At 57.8% G+C, this 17,692-nt stretch carries 19 protein-coding genes; 9 read left to right on the forward strand and 10 right to left on the reverse strand.

Translation table 11 applies throughout. The features are described from left to right. Window positions 1–5 precede the first annotated feature (5 nt). Window positions 6–953: a DUF1853 family protein gene (locus tag DT594_RS18045; protein ID WP_149334471.1), complete on the reverse strand. Its 948-nt coding sequence runs from the start codon at window positions 951–953 to the stop codon at window positions 6–8. A gap of 42 nt (window positions 954–995) precedes the next feature. Between DT594_RS18045 and DT594_RS18050 the strand changes: the two genes are divergently transcribed. Then, window positions 996–1,454: an EVE domain-containing protein gene (locus tag DT594_RS18050; protein WP_149334473.1), complete on the forward strand. Its 459-nt coding sequence runs from the start codon at window positions 996–998 to the stop codon at window positions 1,452–1,454. A gap of 34 nt (window positions 1,455–1,488) precedes the next feature. Here the strand turns inward: DT594_RS18050 and ylqF are convergent, their stop codons facing one another. The 4 genes from ylqF to DT594_RS18070 all read right to left on the reverse strand — a co-directional run bounded on the left by ylqF (window position 1,489) and on the right by DT594_RS18070 (window position 4,413). Further along, complete coding sequence (gene ylqF, locus DT594_RS18055; protein WP_149334475.1) at window positions 1,489–2,505, reverse strand: ribosome biogenesis GTPase YlqF; 1,017 nt, start codon at window positions 2,503–2,505, stop codon at window positions 1,489–1,491. A 29-nt stretch (window positions 2,506–2,534) separates the two neighbouring features. Continuing rightward, window positions 2,535–3,221: a hypothetical protein gene (locus DT594_RS18060; protein WP_178091583.1), complete on the reverse strand. Its 687-nt coding sequence runs from the start codon at window positions 3,219–3,221 to the stop codon at window positions 2,535–2,537. Between the two features lie 123 nt (window positions 3,222–3,344). After that, complete coding sequence (locus tag DT594_RS18065; RefSeq protein ID WP_149334477.1) at window positions 3,345–4,004, reverse strand: DUF1028 domain-containing protein; 660 nt, start codon at window positions 4,002–4,004, stop codon at window positions 3,345–3,347. 277 nt (window positions 4,005–4,281) lie between these two features. Further along, the gene (locus tag DT594_RS18070) at window positions 4,282–4,413 is read right to left on the reverse strand and encodes an entericidin A/B family lipoprotein (protein ID WP_096347878.1); all 132 of its coding nucleotides are present in this window, start codon (window positions 4,411–4,413) and stop codon (window positions 4,282–4,284) included. A 165-nt stretch (window positions 4,414–4,578) separates the two neighbouring features. Here DT594_RS18070 and DT594_RS18075 point away from each other — a divergent pair, with 165 nt between their 5' ends. The 4 genes from DT594_RS18075 to DT594_RS18090 all read left to right on the forward strand — a co-directional run bounded on the left by DT594_RS18075 (window position 4,579) and on the right by DT594_RS18090 (window position 11,236). Further along, window positions 4,579–5,289, forward strand: a complete 711-nt coding sequence (locus tag DT594_RS18075) for a tRNA (adenine(22)-N(1))-methyltransferase (RefSeq protein ID WP_149334478.1) — start codon at window positions 4,579–4,581, stop codon at window positions 5,287–5,289. Window positions 5,290–5,431: 142 nt separating this feature from the next. Beyond that, the gene (locus DT594_RS18080; RefSeq protein WP_149334480.1) at window positions 5,432–7,537 is read left to right on the forward strand and encodes a putative bifunctional diguanylate cyclase/phosphodiesterase; all 2,106 of its coding nucleotides are present in this window, start codon (window positions 5,432–5,434) and stop codon (window positions 7,535–7,537) included. Window positions 7,538–7,647: 110 nt separating this feature from the next. Then, window positions 7,648–9,147 carry an ATPase domain-containing protein gene (locus tag DT594_RS18085; protein ID WP_149334482.1) on the forward strand — a complete coding sequence of 500 codons (1,500 nt, stop codon included), beginning with the start codon at window positions 7,648–7,650 and terminating at the stop codon, window positions 9,145–9,147. Next, the gene (locus DT594_RS18090) at window positions 9,137–11,236 is read left to right on the forward strand and encodes a hybrid sensor histidine kinase/response regulator (RefSeq protein WP_149334484.1); all 2,100 of its coding nucleotides are present in this window, start codon (window positions 9,137–9,139) and stop codon (window positions 11,234–11,236) included. Before DT594_RS18085 ends, DT594_RS18090 begins: the two co-directional genes overlap by 11 nt. A 46-nt stretch (window positions 11,237–11,282) precedes the next feature. Here the strand turns inward: DT594_RS18090 and DT594_RS18095 are convergent, their stop codons facing one another. Genes DT594_RS18095 through DT594_RS18105 form a run of 3 tightly spaced genes read right to left on the reverse strand, consistent with a single transcriptional unit; the run spans window position 11,283 to window position 12,884 of the window. Beyond that, window positions 11,283–11,816, reverse strand: coding sequence for a DUF421 domain-containing protein (locus DT594_RS18095; protein WP_149334517.1), 534 nt, complete (start codon window positions 11,814–11,816; stop codon window positions 11,283–11,285). 42 nt (window positions 11,817–11,858) lie between these two features. After that, window positions 11,859–12,344 carry a metallophosphoesterase family protein gene (locus DT594_RS18100; RefSeq protein WP_149334486.1) on the reverse strand — a complete coding sequence of 162 codons (486 nt, stop codon included), beginning with the start codon at window positions 12,342–12,344 and terminating at the stop codon, window positions 11,859–11,861. A gap of 39 nt (window positions 12,345–12,383) precedes the next feature. Then, the gene (locus DT594_RS18105; RefSeq protein WP_149334488.1) at window positions 12,384–12,884 is read right to left on the reverse strand and encodes a DUF6438 domain-containing protein; all 501 of its coding nucleotides are present in this window, start codon (window positions 12,882–12,884) and stop codon (window positions 12,384–12,386) included. A 219-nt stretch (window positions 12,885–13,103) separates the two neighbouring features. Here DT594_RS18105 and DT594_RS18110 point away from each other — a divergent pair, with 219 nt between their 5' ends. The 3 genes from DT594_RS18110 to DT594_RS18120 all read left to right on the forward strand — a co-directional run bounded on the left by DT594_RS18110 (window position 13,104) and on the right by DT594_RS18120 (window position 15,963). Continuing rightward, window positions 13,104–13,541 (forward strand): DUF2231 domain-containing protein, encoded by a 438-nt coding sequence (locus DT594_RS18110; RefSeq protein ID WP_149334490.1) that lies wholly within the window; start codon window positions 13,104–13,106, stop codon window positions 13,539–13,541. Further along, a complete protein-coding gene (locus DT594_RS18115) occupies window positions 13,538–14,830 on the forward strand; it encodes a PQQ-dependent sugar dehydrogenase (protein WP_149334492.1) in 1,293 nt (430 codons plus the stop codon). The genes DT594_RS18110 and DT594_RS18115 overlap by 4 nt, the downstream gene beginning before the upstream one ends. Window positions 14,831–14,964: 134 nt before the next feature. Beyond that, complete coding sequence (locus tag DT594_RS18120) at window positions 14,965–15,963, forward strand: homoserine dehydrogenase (protein WP_149334494.1); 999 nt, start codon at window positions 14,965–14,967, stop codon at window positions 15,961–15,963. A 37-nt stretch (window positions 15,964–16,000) separates the two neighbouring features. Here the strand turns inward: DT594_RS18120 and soxR are convergent, their stop codons facing one another. After that, window positions 16,001–16,459: a redox-sensitive transcriptional activator SoxR gene (soxR, locus tag DT594_RS18125; protein WP_149334495.1), complete on the reverse strand. Its 459-nt coding sequence runs from the start codon at window positions 16,457–16,459 to the stop codon at window positions 16,001–16,003. An 84-nt stretch (window positions 16,460–16,543) separates the two neighbouring features. Here soxR and DT594_RS18130 point away from each other — a divergent pair, with 84 nt between their 5' ends. Further along, window positions 16,544–17,404: an arylamine N-acetyltransferase family protein gene (locus tag DT594_RS18130; protein ID WP_149334497.1), complete on the forward strand. Its 861-nt coding sequence runs from the start codon at window positions 16,544–16,546 to the stop codon at window positions 17,402–17,404. A gap of 7 nt (window positions 17,405–17,411) precedes the next feature. Here the strand turns inward: DT594_RS18130 and DT594_RS18135 are convergent, their stop codons facing one another. Beyond that, a complete protein-coding gene (locus tag DT594_RS18135) occupies window positions 17,412–17,606 on the reverse strand; it encodes an alpha/beta fold hydrolase (protein WP_149334499.1) in 195 nt (64 codons plus the stop codon). Window positions 17,607–17,692 lie beyond the last annotated feature (86 nt).

A 17,692-nucleotide genomic window follows, 5' to 3' on the forward strand; every position in this document is an offset into this window, starting at 1 on the left:
GAAGGTTAAATCCCAGGCCAACGGGCCGGCATAACGAAGATCCGCTGCGCCTCGCACCAGTCACCGGTACAGGGATGCTGCTGCAGCCGCGCAAAGAGGCGCGGTGTTGCCAGCTCACGTATCTCAGCCAGAGCAGTGTCGCGCTCAAGCTCGTCGGGCGCGGTTGACTGCACCCAAGGTCCAAGCCAGTGCGGCTTGCGCAACGGCACCCAGTGGCTCACATCCATCCGCACCGCGGCATCCAGATAGGCCCAAACGCCCCGCGGGTGATCAAGTGGCACCCATTCAGCCGCCTGCAACTGCACATCCAGCGGATAGAACAAGTATCCCGGCATGAAAATGCGGGTCGCCTGCGGTTGCTCAATACCCGCGTGCTGTAGCGCTGCAGTGGTTTCCGGCAACGCCGTGCGCTGGCTTTGCTGGTCCAGCAGCCGCCGTGTTTTCAAGTCCAAACGATCGCGCGCGTTGGGACCATACCAGCTTACATCCTGTTTACCTGCCGCAGAACCGGGCTGCAGATAGCCCAGATAGAATTTCACCGCAATTTCATGATGCTCGACCACGCCGGTGTGGCCGTTGCGCACCACAAAATCCAGCTCCCCCAGGGTAATGCCCGCATGTCGGATCGGCAGGTTTCGGACCAGCAAGTCCCAGCCGAGAATGTCTGTCAGCAAGCAGGCGTAGAGACTTTCGAAGTACATTCCCAGACGCCGATTCGCTTGCTGGCTCAAGGCGGCAGGCCCGTCTTCAGGGTGAGCATCCCAATGGCTCAGGCGCGCCAGCAGATCATCCGGCCAATACGCGCGCAGATCGATTACCTGAGGCCCGTCGAGCAACTGGGCGGTATGGCACATCCATGCCAGATGCCGCACCGCCGGGGTACGGAAGCGCGCCAGGTCAGGGCTCGCAGGACCAGGGCTTTGCAGCGCGGGACTTTCGGAAGAGAATGTCATGCTCGCAGGTTACGCCCCTTTTACTTCCCGGAGAAACTACCCATGGCTTATTGGCTGATGAAAACCGAGCCGGACGAATGCGGCATTGACGATTTCGCCAAGGCTCCGGATAAGCCGATCACCTGGGACGGCGTGCGCAACTACCAGGCGCGCAATTTCATAAAAGAGATGGCCGTAGGCGATGAGGTGTTTATCTATCACTCCAGCTGCAAACATATTGGCATCGCCGGGATAGTGAAAGTGGTCAAGGCAGCCTATCCGGATCCGGCCCAGTTCAACCCGAAATCAGCGTATTACGATGAGAAGAGCAGCGTAGAAAAGCCGCGCTGGCAGTCGGTTGATCTCAGTTTTGTCAGAAAACTGCCGCGGCTGATCCCACTGGATGAGCTGAAAGCGCTGTCGGGTCTGGAGGATCTGGCCCTGGTCAAACGCGGTAGTCGCTTATCCGTGATGCCGGTCAGCAACGAGCAGAGGCAGATCATTCTTGAGCAGGTGAACTGAAAAAGCCTGCAAGCCGCCGCCAATCGCCAGCAGGTTACTTTTTCTTGCGCGGGTGATTGCGGCTGCCGGTGCCTTTGCTCGGCGCGGGCGGCTGGTTTTTCTGTTCCTTGCGGTCGACGCGGTCGGAGTTACGCGAACCGTCCTTGAAGCGTTTCTTGCGTTCGGCATTCTCGGCTTCTTTCCTCGCCTTGGCCTCGGCGATCGCAATCTTTTCCTGCGCCACCAGAGCCGGGGTTTCCAGGCTGATCAAGCCGAGCTTGCCCGAACGTAGCTCGTTGATCAGCACCTCACAGATCTTGTGCAGGTTGACCTTGCCCCCGGCGCGCAGCGCACCGCGCCGCGCGCCGGCCATTTCAAGAAACTCGAGTTCGGTGCTGGGCAGATACTCCAGCTGGAAATGCGCCTGAATCAGCTCGGGGTAGGCCTTGATCAGATACTCCGCGACGAAAAAACTGACATCATCGTACTCCATCGCGGTGTTCTTGATCGCCCCGGTCGCAGCCAGACGGTAACTGCTGTTGGGGTTTTCAATCTTGGGCCAGAGAATCCCGGGGGTATCGAGCAACACCACGCCGCTGCCCAGATTGATGCGCTGCTGGTCCTTGGTCACCGCCGGCTCGTTGCCAGTTTTGGCAACCACACGGCCGGCCAGGGTGTTGATGATGGTTGATTTGCCGACGTTGGGAATGCCGACAATCATCGCATTGATGTTCTTCGCCCCAGCTTCCTTTTCCGGCAGCATCTTGCGGCACAGATCCACCAGCAACTTGATGCGCCCCGGCTGCTCGGTGGTGGTCGCGAAGGTTTTAACCCCGCGCTCCTGTTCCAGATACTCCTGCCAGGCGGCCGTCACTGCGGGGTCGGCCAGATCGGTCTTGCTCAGCACCTTGATGCACGGCTTGTCACCGCGTATCTCTGCGATCGCTGGGTTCTCACTGGAATAGGGAATGCGCGCGTCGAGCACTTCGATCAGCAGGTCGACCTGGGGCAATACTTCCCTGATCGCCTTCTGGGCCTTGTGCATATGTCCGGGGTACCACTGAATCGCCATTGCGCCACGCCTGCATTTGAAATCAGGCGTTATTGTACGTTAACCCGCTCGGTTTCAGTAAAAAGCGCGCGCGTCGGCACCAGCTCGCCCTGACGTATGGCGACGAAACCAGTACGCAGGTAGTAGATCAGCCAGCTGACAATGCCCACGACCTTGGCTCCGTCCTCCCACAGGTCTGGGTCTAGAAACTGAGGGTCCAGAAGGTCGAGTAACACTGACAGCGCGAAGAAACCCAGGGCCATTCCCAGCAGTAAAAAGTCGGTATTGAGGATGGTCCGGTAAAAGCGCAGGAGGTAATAAAGTACAAAGAGGCCATAACAGCTGAAGATAAATAACTCGGGAATACCAATATGAGGAAAAAATGCTTCGTGCAGGAGGAAGACATCGTCAAAACCGAGTACCAGCGATAGCAGACCGGACATAAGCAGGAAGAATCGCGTGTCGTAGCGGCCAGGTCCAGGACGGAGCACTATCGCGCTGAACAGGCAGACCGTGGCTGCACCTGCCCAGAAAAAAATACCGAACTGCGATAGAAAGCCAATGTAGATCGAGACGCCGGCCACGGCAGTTGGATCACGCACCATGTCGCCTATCGGAATTTCCTGCCAGACGTGCAGGACCAGCATCATGCCTATCAGCAGCGCTGATACCAAAAAAACCAGGATGATCCACGGGAAGGTTGAGCGCAGGCGCATGGCGGTCACGAGTGTCGTCATATGATAAGTCCCTATCAACACCGCGCCCCAATGCGCACCGGCTCGCCGAATAAGTCAAGCAGATGACAAAATACAATGCGTTGCAGTTTTATGACAAGACTTTGACGCGAAATAACCGCACCTTTACGCGCAAGCGGGCACTCCGACGCGGCGCGGCATCTTCAATACTGCCGGCAGCACCTTCTGCTTATACAGCGTGAACAACCGCTCCAGCTCAAGCATCGGCTGGTCGTGATCATCTATGCGAATATCGCACAGCGGATATTCCTCAGCGCCAAATACCATAATACTGACCGAGCGCTCGCCATGCCGATCACCGCCAATCACCGCGCCCGCCTGGATGGCGCGCACCATGCGCTCTGCCAGAGACAGATATTCCAGATCGTGCATCACCTGGAGCATGCGTTCTATTACCCAGGGGCCGACCAGACGGTTTCCCTGAATCATGCATTGTTTGCCTTCGATATGACCGGCCCAGGGAATATTCTCCGAGCCAGTCCAGGCTGCTACCCGGCCTTTGCGATCAACAATACCGACCTGGCGGTTCTCCGGCTGACTTTCCAACTCGAGCACGCGTTTCAATGCAGTGCCTGCATCCACATCCTGCTCCAGCAGGCGTAGCGCATCGTAAGCCAGATACGGATTGACCAACGCCTGCGAGGCCACTGCTCCTACGCGGGGAACAGCATGGCATGCAAGCTTGCCCACCGCCTGCACAGCAGTGCTGGCAGCGACACCGATCTGACCGGTATGCGGACAACGGGCAACAATGGAAAAGGTCACGGAGCTACTCCTTGTAAATGACAACTCTCTTACAAAGATTGACACTGCAAGGAGTGCACAGTTCAGGTGCGAAGTAGTTTTATGACAATGGGAAATAGCGCTCAATAGGCGTGCTGAGCGGCACTAAAGTCATTCTGGGGAAAGGAGACTGTTATAAAAAGGAATTGTGGCGTGACTCTAACCAGACAATAAATGCGGGGACGACAACTGCAGTAGTGCTAAAACCGGACCACCCGGGCGGAAGGTCCCAGCCGGGCAGTCTGGATTAGACAGACGCTTAGTTTGCCGCTTCGCGCTCAACCGCTTCGCCAGCATCCTGCATATCACGACCGGCGCCTTCCATAGTGTTACACCCAGCAACGAACAGAACAGCCATAGTGAGCAACAACGATTTGATTGTAAGACTCATAATCAACTCCAATTTGATATTGACCGCAAAAGTAAACCGCTAGAAAAGTTAAGCAGCTACGGCCGAAGGGTACGCAGCTAATAACTAAGACCGCACACTGGCATAACAGTTCTATTCAGACATAATGTCCGGCATCAATAGCAGCCAGCCCCGACAGCCCGGACCTTGAAACTCAGCAAACGCCTCAAGCAAATTGAATCCATGGTGGCCCCGGGTTATGCGCATATCTGGGATTGCTGCTGCGATCACGGCCTGCTGGGCGCCAGCCTGCTGACGCGCGAGGCAGCGGCACATATTCACTTTGTCGACATCCTCCCGGCACTCATCAGCCAGCTGCAGACCAGGCTGGAGCACTTTTACCCACACGCTTCGCGCCCAAGTCCGGCCAGCCAATGGCACACGCACTGCCTGGACACTGCCGCCTTGCCGTTGGCACAGTTTCCCGGCAGACATTTGATCATCATTGCTGGCGTGGGTGGCGATCTGATGACCCGCTTTATCAAGGCCATTCGCGAGCAACACCCGCATGCAAGCCTTGATTTCCTGCTGTGCCCTGTTCACCAGGAGTACCACCTGCGCCAACAATTGATCGGGCTCGGCTTGCGCCTTAGCGAAGAGGTGTTGGTGAAAGACAACCAGCGTTTCTACGAGGTTCTACGGGTAGCCGCCGAGTCGCCAGCAACTGCCAGAACATGCGACATCAGTCCCGTCGGGGTCGATATATGGCGGGCGAACACCCCGGAGCAGGCAAGCATCGCGCGGGCGTATCTGGCGAAAACGCTGAAGCATTATCAAAACGTTCAGTCCGGAGGCCGCGAGGACGTGCGCGAGGAGATAGCGGCTTACCGCGCCGTAAGAGTCAGCATCGGAGCCTGACTCTCCACCTCGACTACCCATTTCGGGTTCTTGTATCCGCCAGGCCAAACAGCTACTTTGAGAAGAAACAAAGAGCGTTAATCACCATGACCCTGCTTACCCATCCAGCAGATACCCAAACGCCCATGCTCTGGCGGCGCCCATGAGCAGTCGCATTGCAAGCGACGAAGGCTTTATTACTCTGTTCCACCGCCTGCCTATTGCCTGCATCCTGACCCGGGTGAGCGATAACGAAGTGCTGGCGATCAATCCGGCGTTTGAGCAGTTGTTCGGTTGGCGTGCCGAAGACATCATCAGTCATTCATCCGCCGACATACCCGCCTGGAGCAGCCAGCAGCAGCGCGAGCAATTGCTCGAAACCGTTAATCGCGAAGGCCGCATCGACCAATTCGAAACCCGGTTCAGATGCCGTGACGGTGAATTGAAGCCTTGCCTGCTGTACGCAGAGCTGATCGATGTCAGTGGCCAGGCCTGTCGCCTCCTCATGGCCCACGATATCAGTGACCGCATCACCTCCGAGCATGCACTCAAGCGCAGTGAAGCCAAGTTTGCCGCGCTGTTTCAGGACTCCCCCGAACCTTACATGCTGTTCGAAAAGCAGAGCGCCCAGATTGCCGAAATCAACCGTAGCTTTACCGAGCTATTCGGCTATCAAGCCGCGGATATCGTCGGCAAGACGGCTTTGGAAATCGGTCTCTGGCGGCATCCGGAAAAACGCCCTGCCACTATTGCGAAGTTGCTGCGGGATAATCGCCTGCGCAACGAGCCGATTGATTTTGTTACCCAGGACGGCCACGTGCTGCACTGCGAAGCGTCCAGCAACTTCATTCTGATTGGCGATGAGCGGCGCACGCTCACCAGCCTGAAGGACGTCACCGAGCAAAAGCAGGTTGAGGCGCGCATCAAGCACCAGGCCTTCCACGACGCGTTGACCGATCTGCCCAACCGCCTGCTGCTGCATGACCGCATACATCAGCACCTGGCACTGGGCGAACGCCACGGTCTGAGCTGCGCTTTGCTGTTCTTCGATCTGGATCACTTTAAACGCATCAATGATTCACTCGGCCACAGCTGTGGCGATGCCGTATTGCAGGAGGTCAGTCAACGCCTGCTGGGTCGAGTACGCAGAGCCGACACGGTGGCACGCCTGGGCGGCGATGAATTTGTCGTGCTGCTCACCGGCCTGAAAGGCGATCACCCGCAAGTGGCTGAACAGGCCAGGTTAAGTGCCGAGCAATTACTGCATGCCGTGGCGGCGCCCATGACGATCAAGGGGCATAACCTGCAACTGAGCTGCAGCATTGGCATAGCCCTGGCGTCACAGCACGGCGACACTCCGGAAGACCTGCTCAAGCATGCCGATACTGCGCTGTATGGCGTCAAGGCCAACGGCCGCAACAGCATCGCCTTCTTCGAACCGCAGATGCAGATAGTGGTCAGCCAGCGCCTCCAACTGGAAACGGAATTACGCCAGGCATTGGTGGAGCAGCAATTCTGTCTGCATTATCAGCCGCAGATCGATGCCCGTGGCCAACGCGTTATTGGCGCAGAAGCACTGTTACGCTGGCAGCATCCAGACAAAGGGCTGATCGGGCCAGGCACCTTCATGCACGTACTGGAAGAAAGCGGCATGATTCTGCAGGCCGGTCACTGGGTATTGCTACAAGCCTGCCACTTTATCGCCAGGCTGCTGGGCGAGTGCAAACTCGCCCCTGACTCGTTCAGCCTGAGCGTCAATATCAGCCCACGGCAGTTCCGTCAGAGCGACTTCGTTGCGCAGGTAGACGCCGCCGTACGCGAATCCGGCATTCCCGCCAACTGCCTGAAACTGGAAATCACCGAAAGCATGGTCATTCAGAACATCAAGGATACCGTCAGCAAGATGCACGAATTGCGCGCCATGGGTATTCGCTTTGCGATTGACGATTTCGGCACCGGCTACTCCTCGCTCAGTTACCTCAAGCGCTTACCGGTAGACCTGCTGAAGATCGATCAATCCTTCATTCACGACTGCGCGCAGGAGGGTAATGATGCAGAAATTGTGCGTGCCATTATCGCCATGGCCAGAAGCCTGAAGCTGGAATTGATCGCCGAAGGAGTGGAAACCGCTGAACAGTTGGCCTTCTTGCAGCAGCAGGATTGCCATGCCTATCAGGGTTATTTATTCAGCCCCGCCGTAGCGGAAGAGCCGTTTTTACAATTCATACTGCCAGCGCAGAGCAACATCGACGCGCATGAGTCGCGCTGAACTCCTTCCCCGATTTAGCATCCAAAAACATAACGACCGCTCTTGGCACCATGTTAAGTAAGGGAAAAAGGGGCTATGGCGGACAGTAATTTTCCCTGCAAAGGATAAAAATGCCAAATACGCGCCCAATCGTTTCAACCGGCAATGATGGTTTTGATTCAATCCTCAAAGGCGGGTTGCCCAGCAACCGGCTCTACTTGCTCGAAGGCACCCCAGGGTCTGGCAAGACCACCTTGGGCCTGCAGTTTCTGCTCGATGGCGTAGCCTCCGGCGAGTCGGTCCTGTACATCACCCTATCGGAAACCAGCGAAGAGCTTGAGAGCGTGGCTCATTCGCACGGCTGGACTCTGGACGGCATCAACCTGTTTGAATTGTCCTCCACCGAAGGCGTTTTTGGTGAGGCCTACGAACAGTCCATTCTGCATCCCTGGGAAGCTGAACTGGGCGACACCATCAAGCTGATCCAGCAGCGTGTTGAAGAACTGAAGCCCACCCGCCTGGTGTTCGACAGCCTGTCCGAAATGCGCCTGCTCGCCCAGGACTCTCTGCGCTACAGGCGTCAGGTGCTGGCACTGAAGCAGTTTTTTGCCGGGCGGGCGATTACCGTAATGATGGTGGATGACCTGACCACTTCCCACGGTGAGCGCGACAACCATCTGCATAGCCTGTGTCACGGCGTGGTCACTCTGGAGCGCCTGACGCTGGATTTTGGCGCTGCGCGCAGACGCCTGCAGGTGCAGAAGTTACGTGGCCTCGATTTTGTCGCGGGCTATCATGATTTCACTATCCGCAAAGGCGGGGTTGAAGTCTATCCGCGTCTGGTCGCTGCTCGGCATCATGTGCAATTTACCGCCGAAACCGTGGATAGCGGAATTCCTGAACTGGATAACCTGCTGGTGGGTGGGCCCATGCGGGGCACCAGCACCCTGGTCACGGGTCCGCCTGGTTCGGGCAAAACCACCTTGGCGCTGGTCTATCTGGCCGCAGCTTGTCGGCGCGGTGAAAACTGCACCATCTATGAATTCGACGAGCGCGTCGCCACTTTGATCAGCCGGGCGGACAGTATGGGCCTTGATCTAAGCCGCTACGTCGCCAACGGGCAATTACTCATAGAGCAGATTGACCCAGCGGAGATCTCACCCGGCGAGTTTGCCTGGCGTGTGCGCACCCAGGTGGAACAGCGCGCCTGCCGTATGCTGGTGGTCGACAGTTTGAATGGCTATATGGCCGCAATGCCGCAGGAGCAGCAGCTGATTCTGCAGATGCACGAGCTGATCTCCTACCTGAGTCAGCTGGGCGTGGTGACCTTCTTGATCACCCCGCAAAGCGGGTTAGTCGGCTCCATGGCAAGCCGGTTGAATGTGTCTTATATAGCGGACTCGGTGATACTCATCCGCTTTTTTGAAGCGCAAGGGCGGCTACGCAAGGCGATCTCTATTTTGAAGCATCGAACTGGTGCCCATGAAGACGCTATCCGCGAGATCCGCATTGACTCCAAAGGTGTGCGCGTGGGTAAGCCGCTGGTGAATTTCCGCGGCGTTCTGACTGGAACTCCGGAATTCCAAGGTGATGAACCGGCCCTGATGGAAGAGCGCGCGCGTGACGAGTAAGCAATACATCAACAACCGCACACTGCTGATTGCCGCACCCTTTAAAGGCGACGCGCTGAGTTTGCAGAAAGTGCTGCAAGAGCAATACGCCACGCGCGCGTTGCCGAATCTTGTGTCCCTGTCCTCTGCGATTGGTGAACAGACCGGTTTGATCATTCTCACCGAAGAAGCGCTTGTCGGTGATGTCGCCTGCTTCGGTAATGCACTGGATCAGCAGCCCGCCTGGTCGGAGATCCCCATCATTCTGCTGGCCTCCAGCCAGGGCCGCTCGGGCCGCGATACCGACTTGGCGAGACGCCGCCTGCCCAGCTCTGCGGGCCATGTCATCGCCCTGGAGCGGCCGTTGAGTTCAGCCTCGCTGCTGAGCGCCGTGGCTGCTGCGTGGCGGGCCCGCGAACGCCAGTTTGACATGCGCGACCGCCTGGCCGAGTTGGCTGAAGAGCGCGGCCGGCTGCATATTCTGTTGGAAAATGTGCCCGTGGGTATCAGTTTTATGGATAAGCAGGGCCAATCACTGATCAGCAACCCGCTCTACCGGCAGTACTTGCCCCGCGGGGTGATTCCATCGAAGGATTCCACGGAAATGCCTAGCTGGGAGGGGTTGGACCCCCAGGGCAACCGGCTGGCGCCGGATATGTACCCGGGTGCTCGAGCCCTGAGAGGTGAAAGTGCTACCGGTGTCGAATTCCGCCATCGTTCGGAAGACGAGGGCGAGTCCTGGCGGCGAGTCAGCGCCGTGCCTCTGTTTGATCAATCCCGTGAAATTATTGGCGCGGCTGCGGTGATTGTGGACATCAATGAAGAAAAGCACGCGGAGCTGTCGCTACGACGCTTCAACGAAGAGCTGGAGATTCAGGTGCAAGCCCGCACACAGGAACTAAAAGCCGTAATCGGACAGTTGAAGAAAGAGAGCGATGAGCGCCTGCGCGCCGAAGAACGTTTACGCCATTCGTTCAAGATGGAAGCCGTTGGCCAGTTGACCGGGGGCATCGCCCATGACTTCAACAATATGCTGACCGGGGTTATCGGCTCGCTGGATCTGATTAAAATGCGCCTGGCAAAGGGTAATACCGACGGTATTGATCGTTTTATGGAAGCAGCGAATACCTCCGCCCAACGCGCGGCCTCGTTAACTCAACGATTGCTGGCCTTTTCCCGCCGGCAGTCGTTGAACGCACAAGCCGTCTCGGTCAATCAGCTGGTGTTGGCGTTGCAGGATCTGCTTTATGGATCAGTGCCGGAACATCTGAACCTCATATTCGACCTGAGCGACGAAGATCCGTGGATCTGTGCCGACGCCAATCAGCTGGAGAACGCCATCCTCAACCTAGTGATCAACGCGCGGGATGCGACCCCAGAGGGAGGCACGCTGACCGTCAGCACGCGGCTTGATCCGTCGGAGAGCGCTGACGAACCCGGCACGGTGGTTATCGAAATCCGCGATACCGGGTGCGGCATCCCGCCAGGCGTACTGGACAAGGTCATGGAGCCGTTCTTTACCACCAAGCCCATAGGTCAAGGTACCGGCCTGGGACTATCCATGGTGTATGGATTCGCCAAACAAAGTAACGGGCGCCTGGATATAGAGAGCACACCGGAGGTAGGCACCACCGTGTCGATTGTGCTGCCTGAACACCCCAGAGCGATACCCGACTCGCCACCCGCGTCGGGGGCAACCGTACCCGGCAAGGGCCAGTCCATTCTGCTGGTAGAGGACGACGACTCGGTGCGTCTGATCAACCAGGAAGTGCTGCGTGAGCTGGGCTACGAGGTAACCACTGCACGCGACGCCGAAGAAGCCCTCAAGCACTTCCACGCGCTTGATCACGTAGACCTGTTAGTGACAGATGTTGGCTTGCCGGGCATGAATGGCCGACAACTGGCAGAAGTTATCCAGCATGCAGCGCCCCAGCTACCCGTGCTGTTCCTGACCGGGTACGCCGCCGGCGCCAGGGACCGGGCAGATTTTCTGGGCCCGCATATGCAGTTACTGACCAAACCCTTCTCGCTGGACGCACTGGCAAGCCGGGTTGCCGATATGCTTGCGCACAGTGAACAAATGAAGTCCAGCGGGGCAGAAACGCTTTAGCTTTGGTCCGCTATTGCTGGAAACAGATGAGCGTGGCCGCGGCCGTTTAATCTTTTGTTTTACCCGGCAACGCCACACCGACCGGCACGCTAGGCGGCTGCCCTTCTCGGGCTTTGATCACGCTGAAGGAGCCATCGGTCTCAAGCACCACCGACTCAACCTGCCCCAGCGTCGCCATGCCAGAAGCACGTACCGCGGCCTCAATTTCGTCGACCGTCACCCGAGCATGACGCAGCGCCTGATCCAGCATCTCGCCGCGGTAATACAACAGACGCGGCTCGCCGGTGACCCAGCGCCGCACCCAGCGTGCCCGCACGCTGGACCAGGTCACCACGAACTGCAGGCCGATCAACATGGCAAAGGCCAGCGCGCCTTCGGCCAGTGCCACGTCCTTGCTCAGCAGCACCGTCGCCAGGGTCGAGCCCAAGGCTACGGTCACGATCAGGTCAAACGCGTTCATCTTCGACAGCGTGCGCTTGCCGGAAATGCGCAAAAACGCAATCAACACTACATAGGCCAGCACCGCCACTACCAAGGTGCGCAGTAGCGTCGCCCAGCTATCGAAAAATACCCCTTCCAGCATCACGCCCTCCTCGATTGCCAAAACAATTGCTGCAGCAGCTCAGCTCTTTTTGCGCTTGGGAGGCGCGACCGCAAGCTCGATGATCCGTGCGCTGACCTGATCACCGTCGATCAACAGCTCGCCGACAGTGACCGGCAGCGTGAAACGGCGCCGCCCGGCGCTGCCGGGGTTCACATGGAGCACGCCATCGGTTTCCCGAATGGAGGGCTTGTGCGAATGGCCGGAAATGACCACTCGCACAGGCGATGATGGCGGAAGCTGATCCAGCTGCGCCAGATCATGAATGACATACAGCGAGACCTGATCGAAATGCAGCATCTCGACCTCGGCCAGATCCAGCGCCCAGGCATCGCGATCATTATTACCCCGCACCGCGGTCACCGGCGCGAGGCTCGCCAGCTCGTCAATCACCTGTGCAACGGTAATGTCGCCAGCATGAATAATATGCTCGCAGCCTGCCAGCACGGCCTTGGCTTCCGGTCGCAGCAGGTCATGGGTATCCGAGATCAGGCCGATCCGGCGCATTCAAACTCCCTTGTGTTAACACTCAAGTTTGCGGTCATATCAGGGCGCTTCACGAACCCAGGCATCGACGCCGAGCAGACCATCCAGACTTTTCAGCGCCGCGGTCAATTCCCGGGCATTGTCGGAGTGGCAGCCCGTGTCGTGTTCCAGCACCGCCTTCTCCCCGGCCTGGTTGGTCCAGATCACCGCATACTGAGGCAGATCAGTTGCCCGCGGTTCGCAGTCCTGGGTCGATTGAGTCACGCCCATCGCTGGCTGCCATTCCGCCAGGCGGGCTTCCACTGCCTGAAATGCACCCGTCTGGTTCTTACGCTGCCGTGGCCCTTCCACCTGGGTGTGGCGCTCACCGTTGAAATACGTATAGCCGTCAGCCTGCACCGCCACCTGATACACCGGGCAGGTACCGTAGCAGGGTCCAACCGTGTAACTGATGCGGAACGGGTCGGCGCTTGGCTTGGGCGCCTCAGGCTGTTGGGCACAGCCCAGCATCACGAGCGGGATAACACAGGCGGCCAGGCGGTACAGGACGAATCGGCTCACAGAAAACTCCTCAAGTTGATCAAGCGATGCAGTATGGACCGCAGGTAACGGAGTTTTACTCAGTCGCCATCGCATGTATAGGCGCGCGGACCAATCGCGCACCCCTAAATCGCTCACCCTTGATGGCCAAACAGTTTTACCGAACTTAATGCGCCCGTGTGCTTCTAACGCCATGGAAGGCGCCTAACGTCCCGCCCAATTAACAACAAGGAAATCGCCATGACCGTCACCGTCGACCGACCCTATCAAACGTCTTATATGACGCTTCATCCATTGCATGCCGTGCTGCTCGCCTCGACCATACCGCTGTTTCTTGGCGCCTTGCTCAGTGACATCGCCTACTACCAGAGTTATGAAATTCAGTGGAGCAACTTCTCCTCCTGGCTCATCGCTGGCGGTCTGGTATTTGCCGGTCTGGCCCTGCTCTGCGGCATCATCGGCCTGTTCCATGCGGAAGGGCGTGGTGATCGCGGCGTGATTTACATAGTGCTGCTGCTGGCCGCCTGGATCATGGGCTTTATCAATGCGCTGGTGCACGCCAAAGATGCCTGGGCGACCATGCCCATGGGCTTGATTTTGTCCGTCATCGTAACCCTGCTGGTCTGTGCGGCAACGGCGGTTCGCTTCTCCAGCCACCGCGTAGGAGGTGCCGTATGAACCGCCCTGGCCTGTACTCCGTACTGACCCTGTCAATCCTGCTCAGCGCCTGTGGCAGCAATGACGATGATATGGTGCTGTATGGCGCCGAGCCGACTATTCCGGACCCGGAACGCGGCCTGCTGCCGAACATGACCATCGCCGAACCCGCTCCGTGGGGTGATCAGGTGCCTACTGTGCCGGACAATTACAGCGTCACCGCGATTGCCACTGACTTGCTGATCCCGCGGCAAACCATCGTGCTGCCCAACGGCGACATCTTGGTGGCCGAAGGCCGAGGCGGCAATGCGCCCAAGCTCAAACCCAAAGACGTTATTGCCGGCTATATCAAGGCCCAAGGCAATACCTCGGTGAAAAGCGGTAATCGCCTGACCCTGCTGCGCGACGAGAACGGCGATGGAACCTACGAAACGCAGACTGTCTTCGCTGAAGATCTTAACGCGCCCTACGGCTTGGCCCTGATCGACGACGCGCTTTACGTCGCCAACCAGGATGCGCTGGTGCGTTTTGATTACGAAGAAGGCCAGACCCAGGCCAGTGGCCCGCCGGAAACCGTCACCGAACTGCCGTCAGTGATTAACCACCACTGGACCAAAGCCATGACCGCCAGTGAAGACGGGCAATATTTGTACGTGGGTATTGGCTCCAACAGCAATGTCGGCGAGCGTGGACTGGAATTGGAAGAAGATCGCGCCGTAGTCTGGCAGATCAATGCCGAAACCGGCGCCCATAAGCTGTACGCCACCGGCCTGCGCAACCCTACCGCGCTGACCATTCAGCCGGAAACAGGTGAGTTGTGGGCGGTGGTTAATGAACGTGATGAACTGGGCCCGAACCTGGTGCCTGATTACCTGACGTCGGTGCAGGAAGGTGGCTTTTACGGCTGGCCCTATAGCTACTGGGGTCAGCATGAAGATCCCCGCGTTCGTCCGCAGGATCCGGACAAGGTCGCCTCCGCCATTACACCGGACTATGCCCTGGGTTCCCACGTGGCCGCGCTGGGTGTCGATTTCTCTGACGACAGCATGGGCACCGAGTTCTCCGATGGCGTCTTCGTCGGCGAACATGGTAGCTGGAACCGCCCCGATCCGGTCGGCTACAAAGTAGTCTTCGTACCCTTTGCCAACGGCCGCCCTGTGGGCGATCCGATTGACTTCGTCACCGGCTTTATTGATGAAGATGGCAAAACCCGAGGCCGCCCGGTCGGCGTGACTGTTGACCCGAGCGGCGCACTGATCGTGGCGGATGACCTGGCTAATACCATTTGGCGAGTGACGCGCAATCAGTAAGTAAGGCAGGATAGGTCCTGATTTTTGCAACGTGCAAGAATCAGGACTCGTCCCTCCAGTGAAGCATGACTGGTTAAAACGCTGGGTAGTTAAAGGTGACGCTGTCCGCCAACATCCTAGATGAGACGGCCACCATGAAAAGATGGAATATCGCTATCACCGGCTTCGGCGCCATTGGCAAAGCCGTTGCCCAGATTATTCGTGAGCGTGAGCAACACTATCGCGAGCTTTACGCCGCCGACATACGGATCGTTGCCGTATGCGGATCGCGCGCGGGCCTGATAGATCATGACGGCCTCCCTTGGGGCACAGATTCTGCTCTGCCATTGCAGCCCGGTGTCACTGGCGCTGGTTTTATCGAAGGTTCACACGCCAACGTCCTGATAGAAGCTGGGCCAACCAACTTCGAAACGGGCGGCTCCGGCTATACCTATATTCGCCAAGCTCTCTCCCAGGGCATGCATGCCATCAGCATTTCCAAGGGCGCACTGGTATTCGATTATGCCGGCCTGGCGGATTTGGCCAAAGCCAACGGTGTCCAATTGAAGATCAGCGGCGCCACCTCCGCAGCCCTGCCCACCATTGATCTGCTGCAATACAACCTCGCAGGCTGCCAGGTGTTGGAGGTAGAGGGCATCCTCACCGCGACCACGAATTTTGTTCTGAGCAAGATGATGGACGGCATGAGCTTCGATGACGCAGTAGCAGAAGCAAAACGCCTGGGCATTGCCGAGCCCGACCCGCGTTTCGACGTCGAAGGCTGGGACACCGCTTGCAAGGTCAATATCCTGGCCAATGCCGGGTTTGGCGCACGCCTTAAACTGCAAGACATCCCCCGCGACGGTATTGACCAGATCTCCCCCGCCGATATTCAGCGCTGGAAAGCAGAAGGTGTAGTGCCGAAACTGATAGGACGCATTCAAAATGACGGCGGAAATACTAAAGCCAGCGTTGAACTCAAGACCTACCCATTGGATCACCCCTTTTCCCAGGTAACCGCCAGAATGAAAGCCATCCGGGTCAATACGGATGTCATGGGTGAAATCACTGCGATTGGCGTCACCAGCCCGCTGGCCACGGCGGCGGCAGCGCTGAAGGATTTTGAGCACTTGTTGATGGCCGCGCATCGGTAGACCCTCCTCCAGGGTCAGCGCTTCAGCTATCGAAGCTTCAGTTATCGAATAATCTGGCCCCCGGGCCTGCCGTTGCTGCCTCATCACCCGGGTTACGCAGCGGGCAGGCTGTCATCGACAGGCAACCACAACCGATACAGCCGTCCAGAGCATCGCGCAATTTCAATAACTGCTCGATGCGCTCGTTCAGTTGCTGCTGCCAGCGGCTCGACAGCTTGCGCCAGTCCGCAGCGGTAGGGGTGCGATTATCCGGCAGTGCCGACAGCGCCTGGGCGATATCCGTCAGCGGAATTCCCAAGCGCTGCGCAGCCTTGATAATGGCAACCCGCCTGAGCTCGTCACGCCGATACAGCCGCTGGCCACCGGCATTACGCATACTCTTGATCAAACCTTTGGACTCGTAGAAACGCAGCGCGGAAGTTGCCACGCCACTACGCTGCGCCACCTTGCCGATGCTCAATAGAACGGGCTGAGCTGAATCTGCAGTTTTTTTCATCACCAACGCTTGACCTCAAGTTAACTTCAACTTTTAGACTCCAGACCATTCTAGCCACAAGGCCGACTTTGGTGGAGCAAAACCATGACGTCATTTTCTCAGATCCTCAACAATCACCCTTCCGCCTCCTGGGACTCGGCCAAGCTGAACCTGGAAGCCTATTTGCAGCGCATCGATTACCAGGGTTCACTGGCACCCACTATCGCCACCCTGCGCGCACTGACACTGACGCACCTGGACGCCATCAGCTTTGAGAACCTCGACATCATCGCCGGTGAAAGCATCGATATCGATTTGCTCCGGGTACAGAAAAAGTTGCTGGGTCAGGGCCGTGGCGGTTATTGCCACGAACACAACACCCTGTTCGCCGCCGTGCTGGAGCGTCTGGGTTTTGCCGTGCAAGGACGCAGCGCACGCATATTGATGGGCACCAGCGAGCAGGAGATGACGGCCGTTGGTCACACGCTATTAAATGTTCAGTTGAATGGCAGCGACTGGCTGGTAGATGTTGGCGTGGGTAACGTGGGTCCGCGTGAACCCATCGAACTGAAGGCCTGGAACCAGGTTACCCAGGCCGCCTGGCGCTATCGCCTGGACCGTGTGGCGCGCCATTGGGTGCTTCGCTACTGGCGGGAGGATGGCTGGTTCAATATCTATCAGTTCAGCGACGAGCCTTACTATCGCGATGACTATGCCCACCACAATTACTACGTCTCGACCCACCCCGCCTCGCCCTTTACCCAGCAACTGGTGGCGCAATACAACGGGGCCACTGTTCGCTATGCGCTGACAGGTTTGCGGCTGAAGACCTTTTTGCCCGAGCAGCCAGTGCAGGAGCGCCTGATCACTGTTGAAGAGTTGCCTGAGATCTTGAGGTCGCTCTTCCGGTTGCAGATAGACGAGGTATTGGCTGAGAAACTGATGAACGCTGTCAGGTTGAAATGATCGCTTTTTACCCCACACTCAGGACATCAGCCCGCGCCACCTCCGCCAGAAAATCCAGAATCTCGGCGTTCACCGTCTCTGGATGGGTGATCGGCCCCATATGACCCAGACCTGAAAACTCCAGTACACGGACCTGCGCAAGAACCGGGATCAAGACGTGGGCGACGGCGTGGGCGGACTCCGGTGAACGTGTAGTGGTCAACTGATTCCGGACAGTGGATAAAGTTTTTCCTCTGCCCTGGCAGGTGCTAAACCATCATTGAATTGATGTGGTCTCAGCCAGTTGTA

This window comes from Halopseudomonas laoshanensis (assembly GCF_008365385.1).
In the GTDB taxonomy this organism is placed as follows: Bacteria; Pseudomonadota; Gammaproteobacteria; order Pseudomonadales; family Pseudomonadaceae; genus Halopseudomonas; species Halopseudomonas laoshanensis.

Coding starts and splice junctions, on each gene's coding strand:
- DT594_RS18045 (WP_149334471.1), bottom strand. CDS start 953: ATGACATTCTCTTCCGAAAGTCCCGCGCTGCAAAGCCCTGGTCCTGCG.
- DT594_RS18050 (WP_149334473.1), top strand. CDS start 996: ATGGCTTATTGGCTGATGAAAACCGAGCCGGACGAATGCGGCATTGAC.
- ylqF (WP_149334475.1), bottom strand. CDS start 2,505: ATGGCGATTCAGTGGTACCCCGGACATATGCACAAGGCCCAGAAGGCG.
- DT594_RS18060 (WP_178091583.1), bottom strand. CDS start 3,221: ATGACGACACTCGTGACCGCCATGCGCCTGCGCTCAACCTTCCCGTGG.
- DT594_RS18070 (WP_096347878.1), bottom strand. CDS start 4,413: ATGAGTCTTACAATCAAATCGTTGTTGCTCACTATGGCTGTTCTGTTC.
- DT594_RS18080 (WP_149334480.1), top strand. CDS start 5,432: ATGAGCAGTCGCATTGCAAGCGACGAAGGCTTTATTACTCTGTTCCAC.
- DT594_RS18085 (WP_149334482.1), top strand. CDS start 7,648: ATGCCAAATACGCGCCCAATCGTTTCAACCGGCAATGATGGTTTTGAT.
- DT594_RS18100 (WP_149334486.1), bottom strand. CDS start 12,344: ATGCGCCGGATCGGCCTGATCTCGGATACCCATGACCTGCTGCGACCG.
- DT594_RS18110 (WP_149334490.1), top strand. CDS start 13,104: ATGACCGTCACCGTCGACCGACCCTATCAAACGTCTTATATGACGCTT.
- DT594_RS18115 (WP_149334492.1), top strand. CDS start 13,538: ATGAACCGCCCTGGCCTGTACTCCGTACTGACCCTGTCAATCCTGCTC.
- DT594_RS18120 (WP_149334494.1), top strand. CDS start 14,965: ATGAAAAGATGGAATATCGCTATCACCGGCTTCGGCGCCATTGGCAAA.
- soxR (WP_149334495.1), bottom strand. CDS start 16,459: ATGAAAAAAACTGCAGATTCAGCTCAGCCCGTTCTATTGAGCATCGGC.
- DT594_RS18130 (WP_149334497.1), top strand. CDS start 16,544: ATGACGTCATTTTCTCAGATCCTCAACAATCACCCTTCCGCCTCCTGG.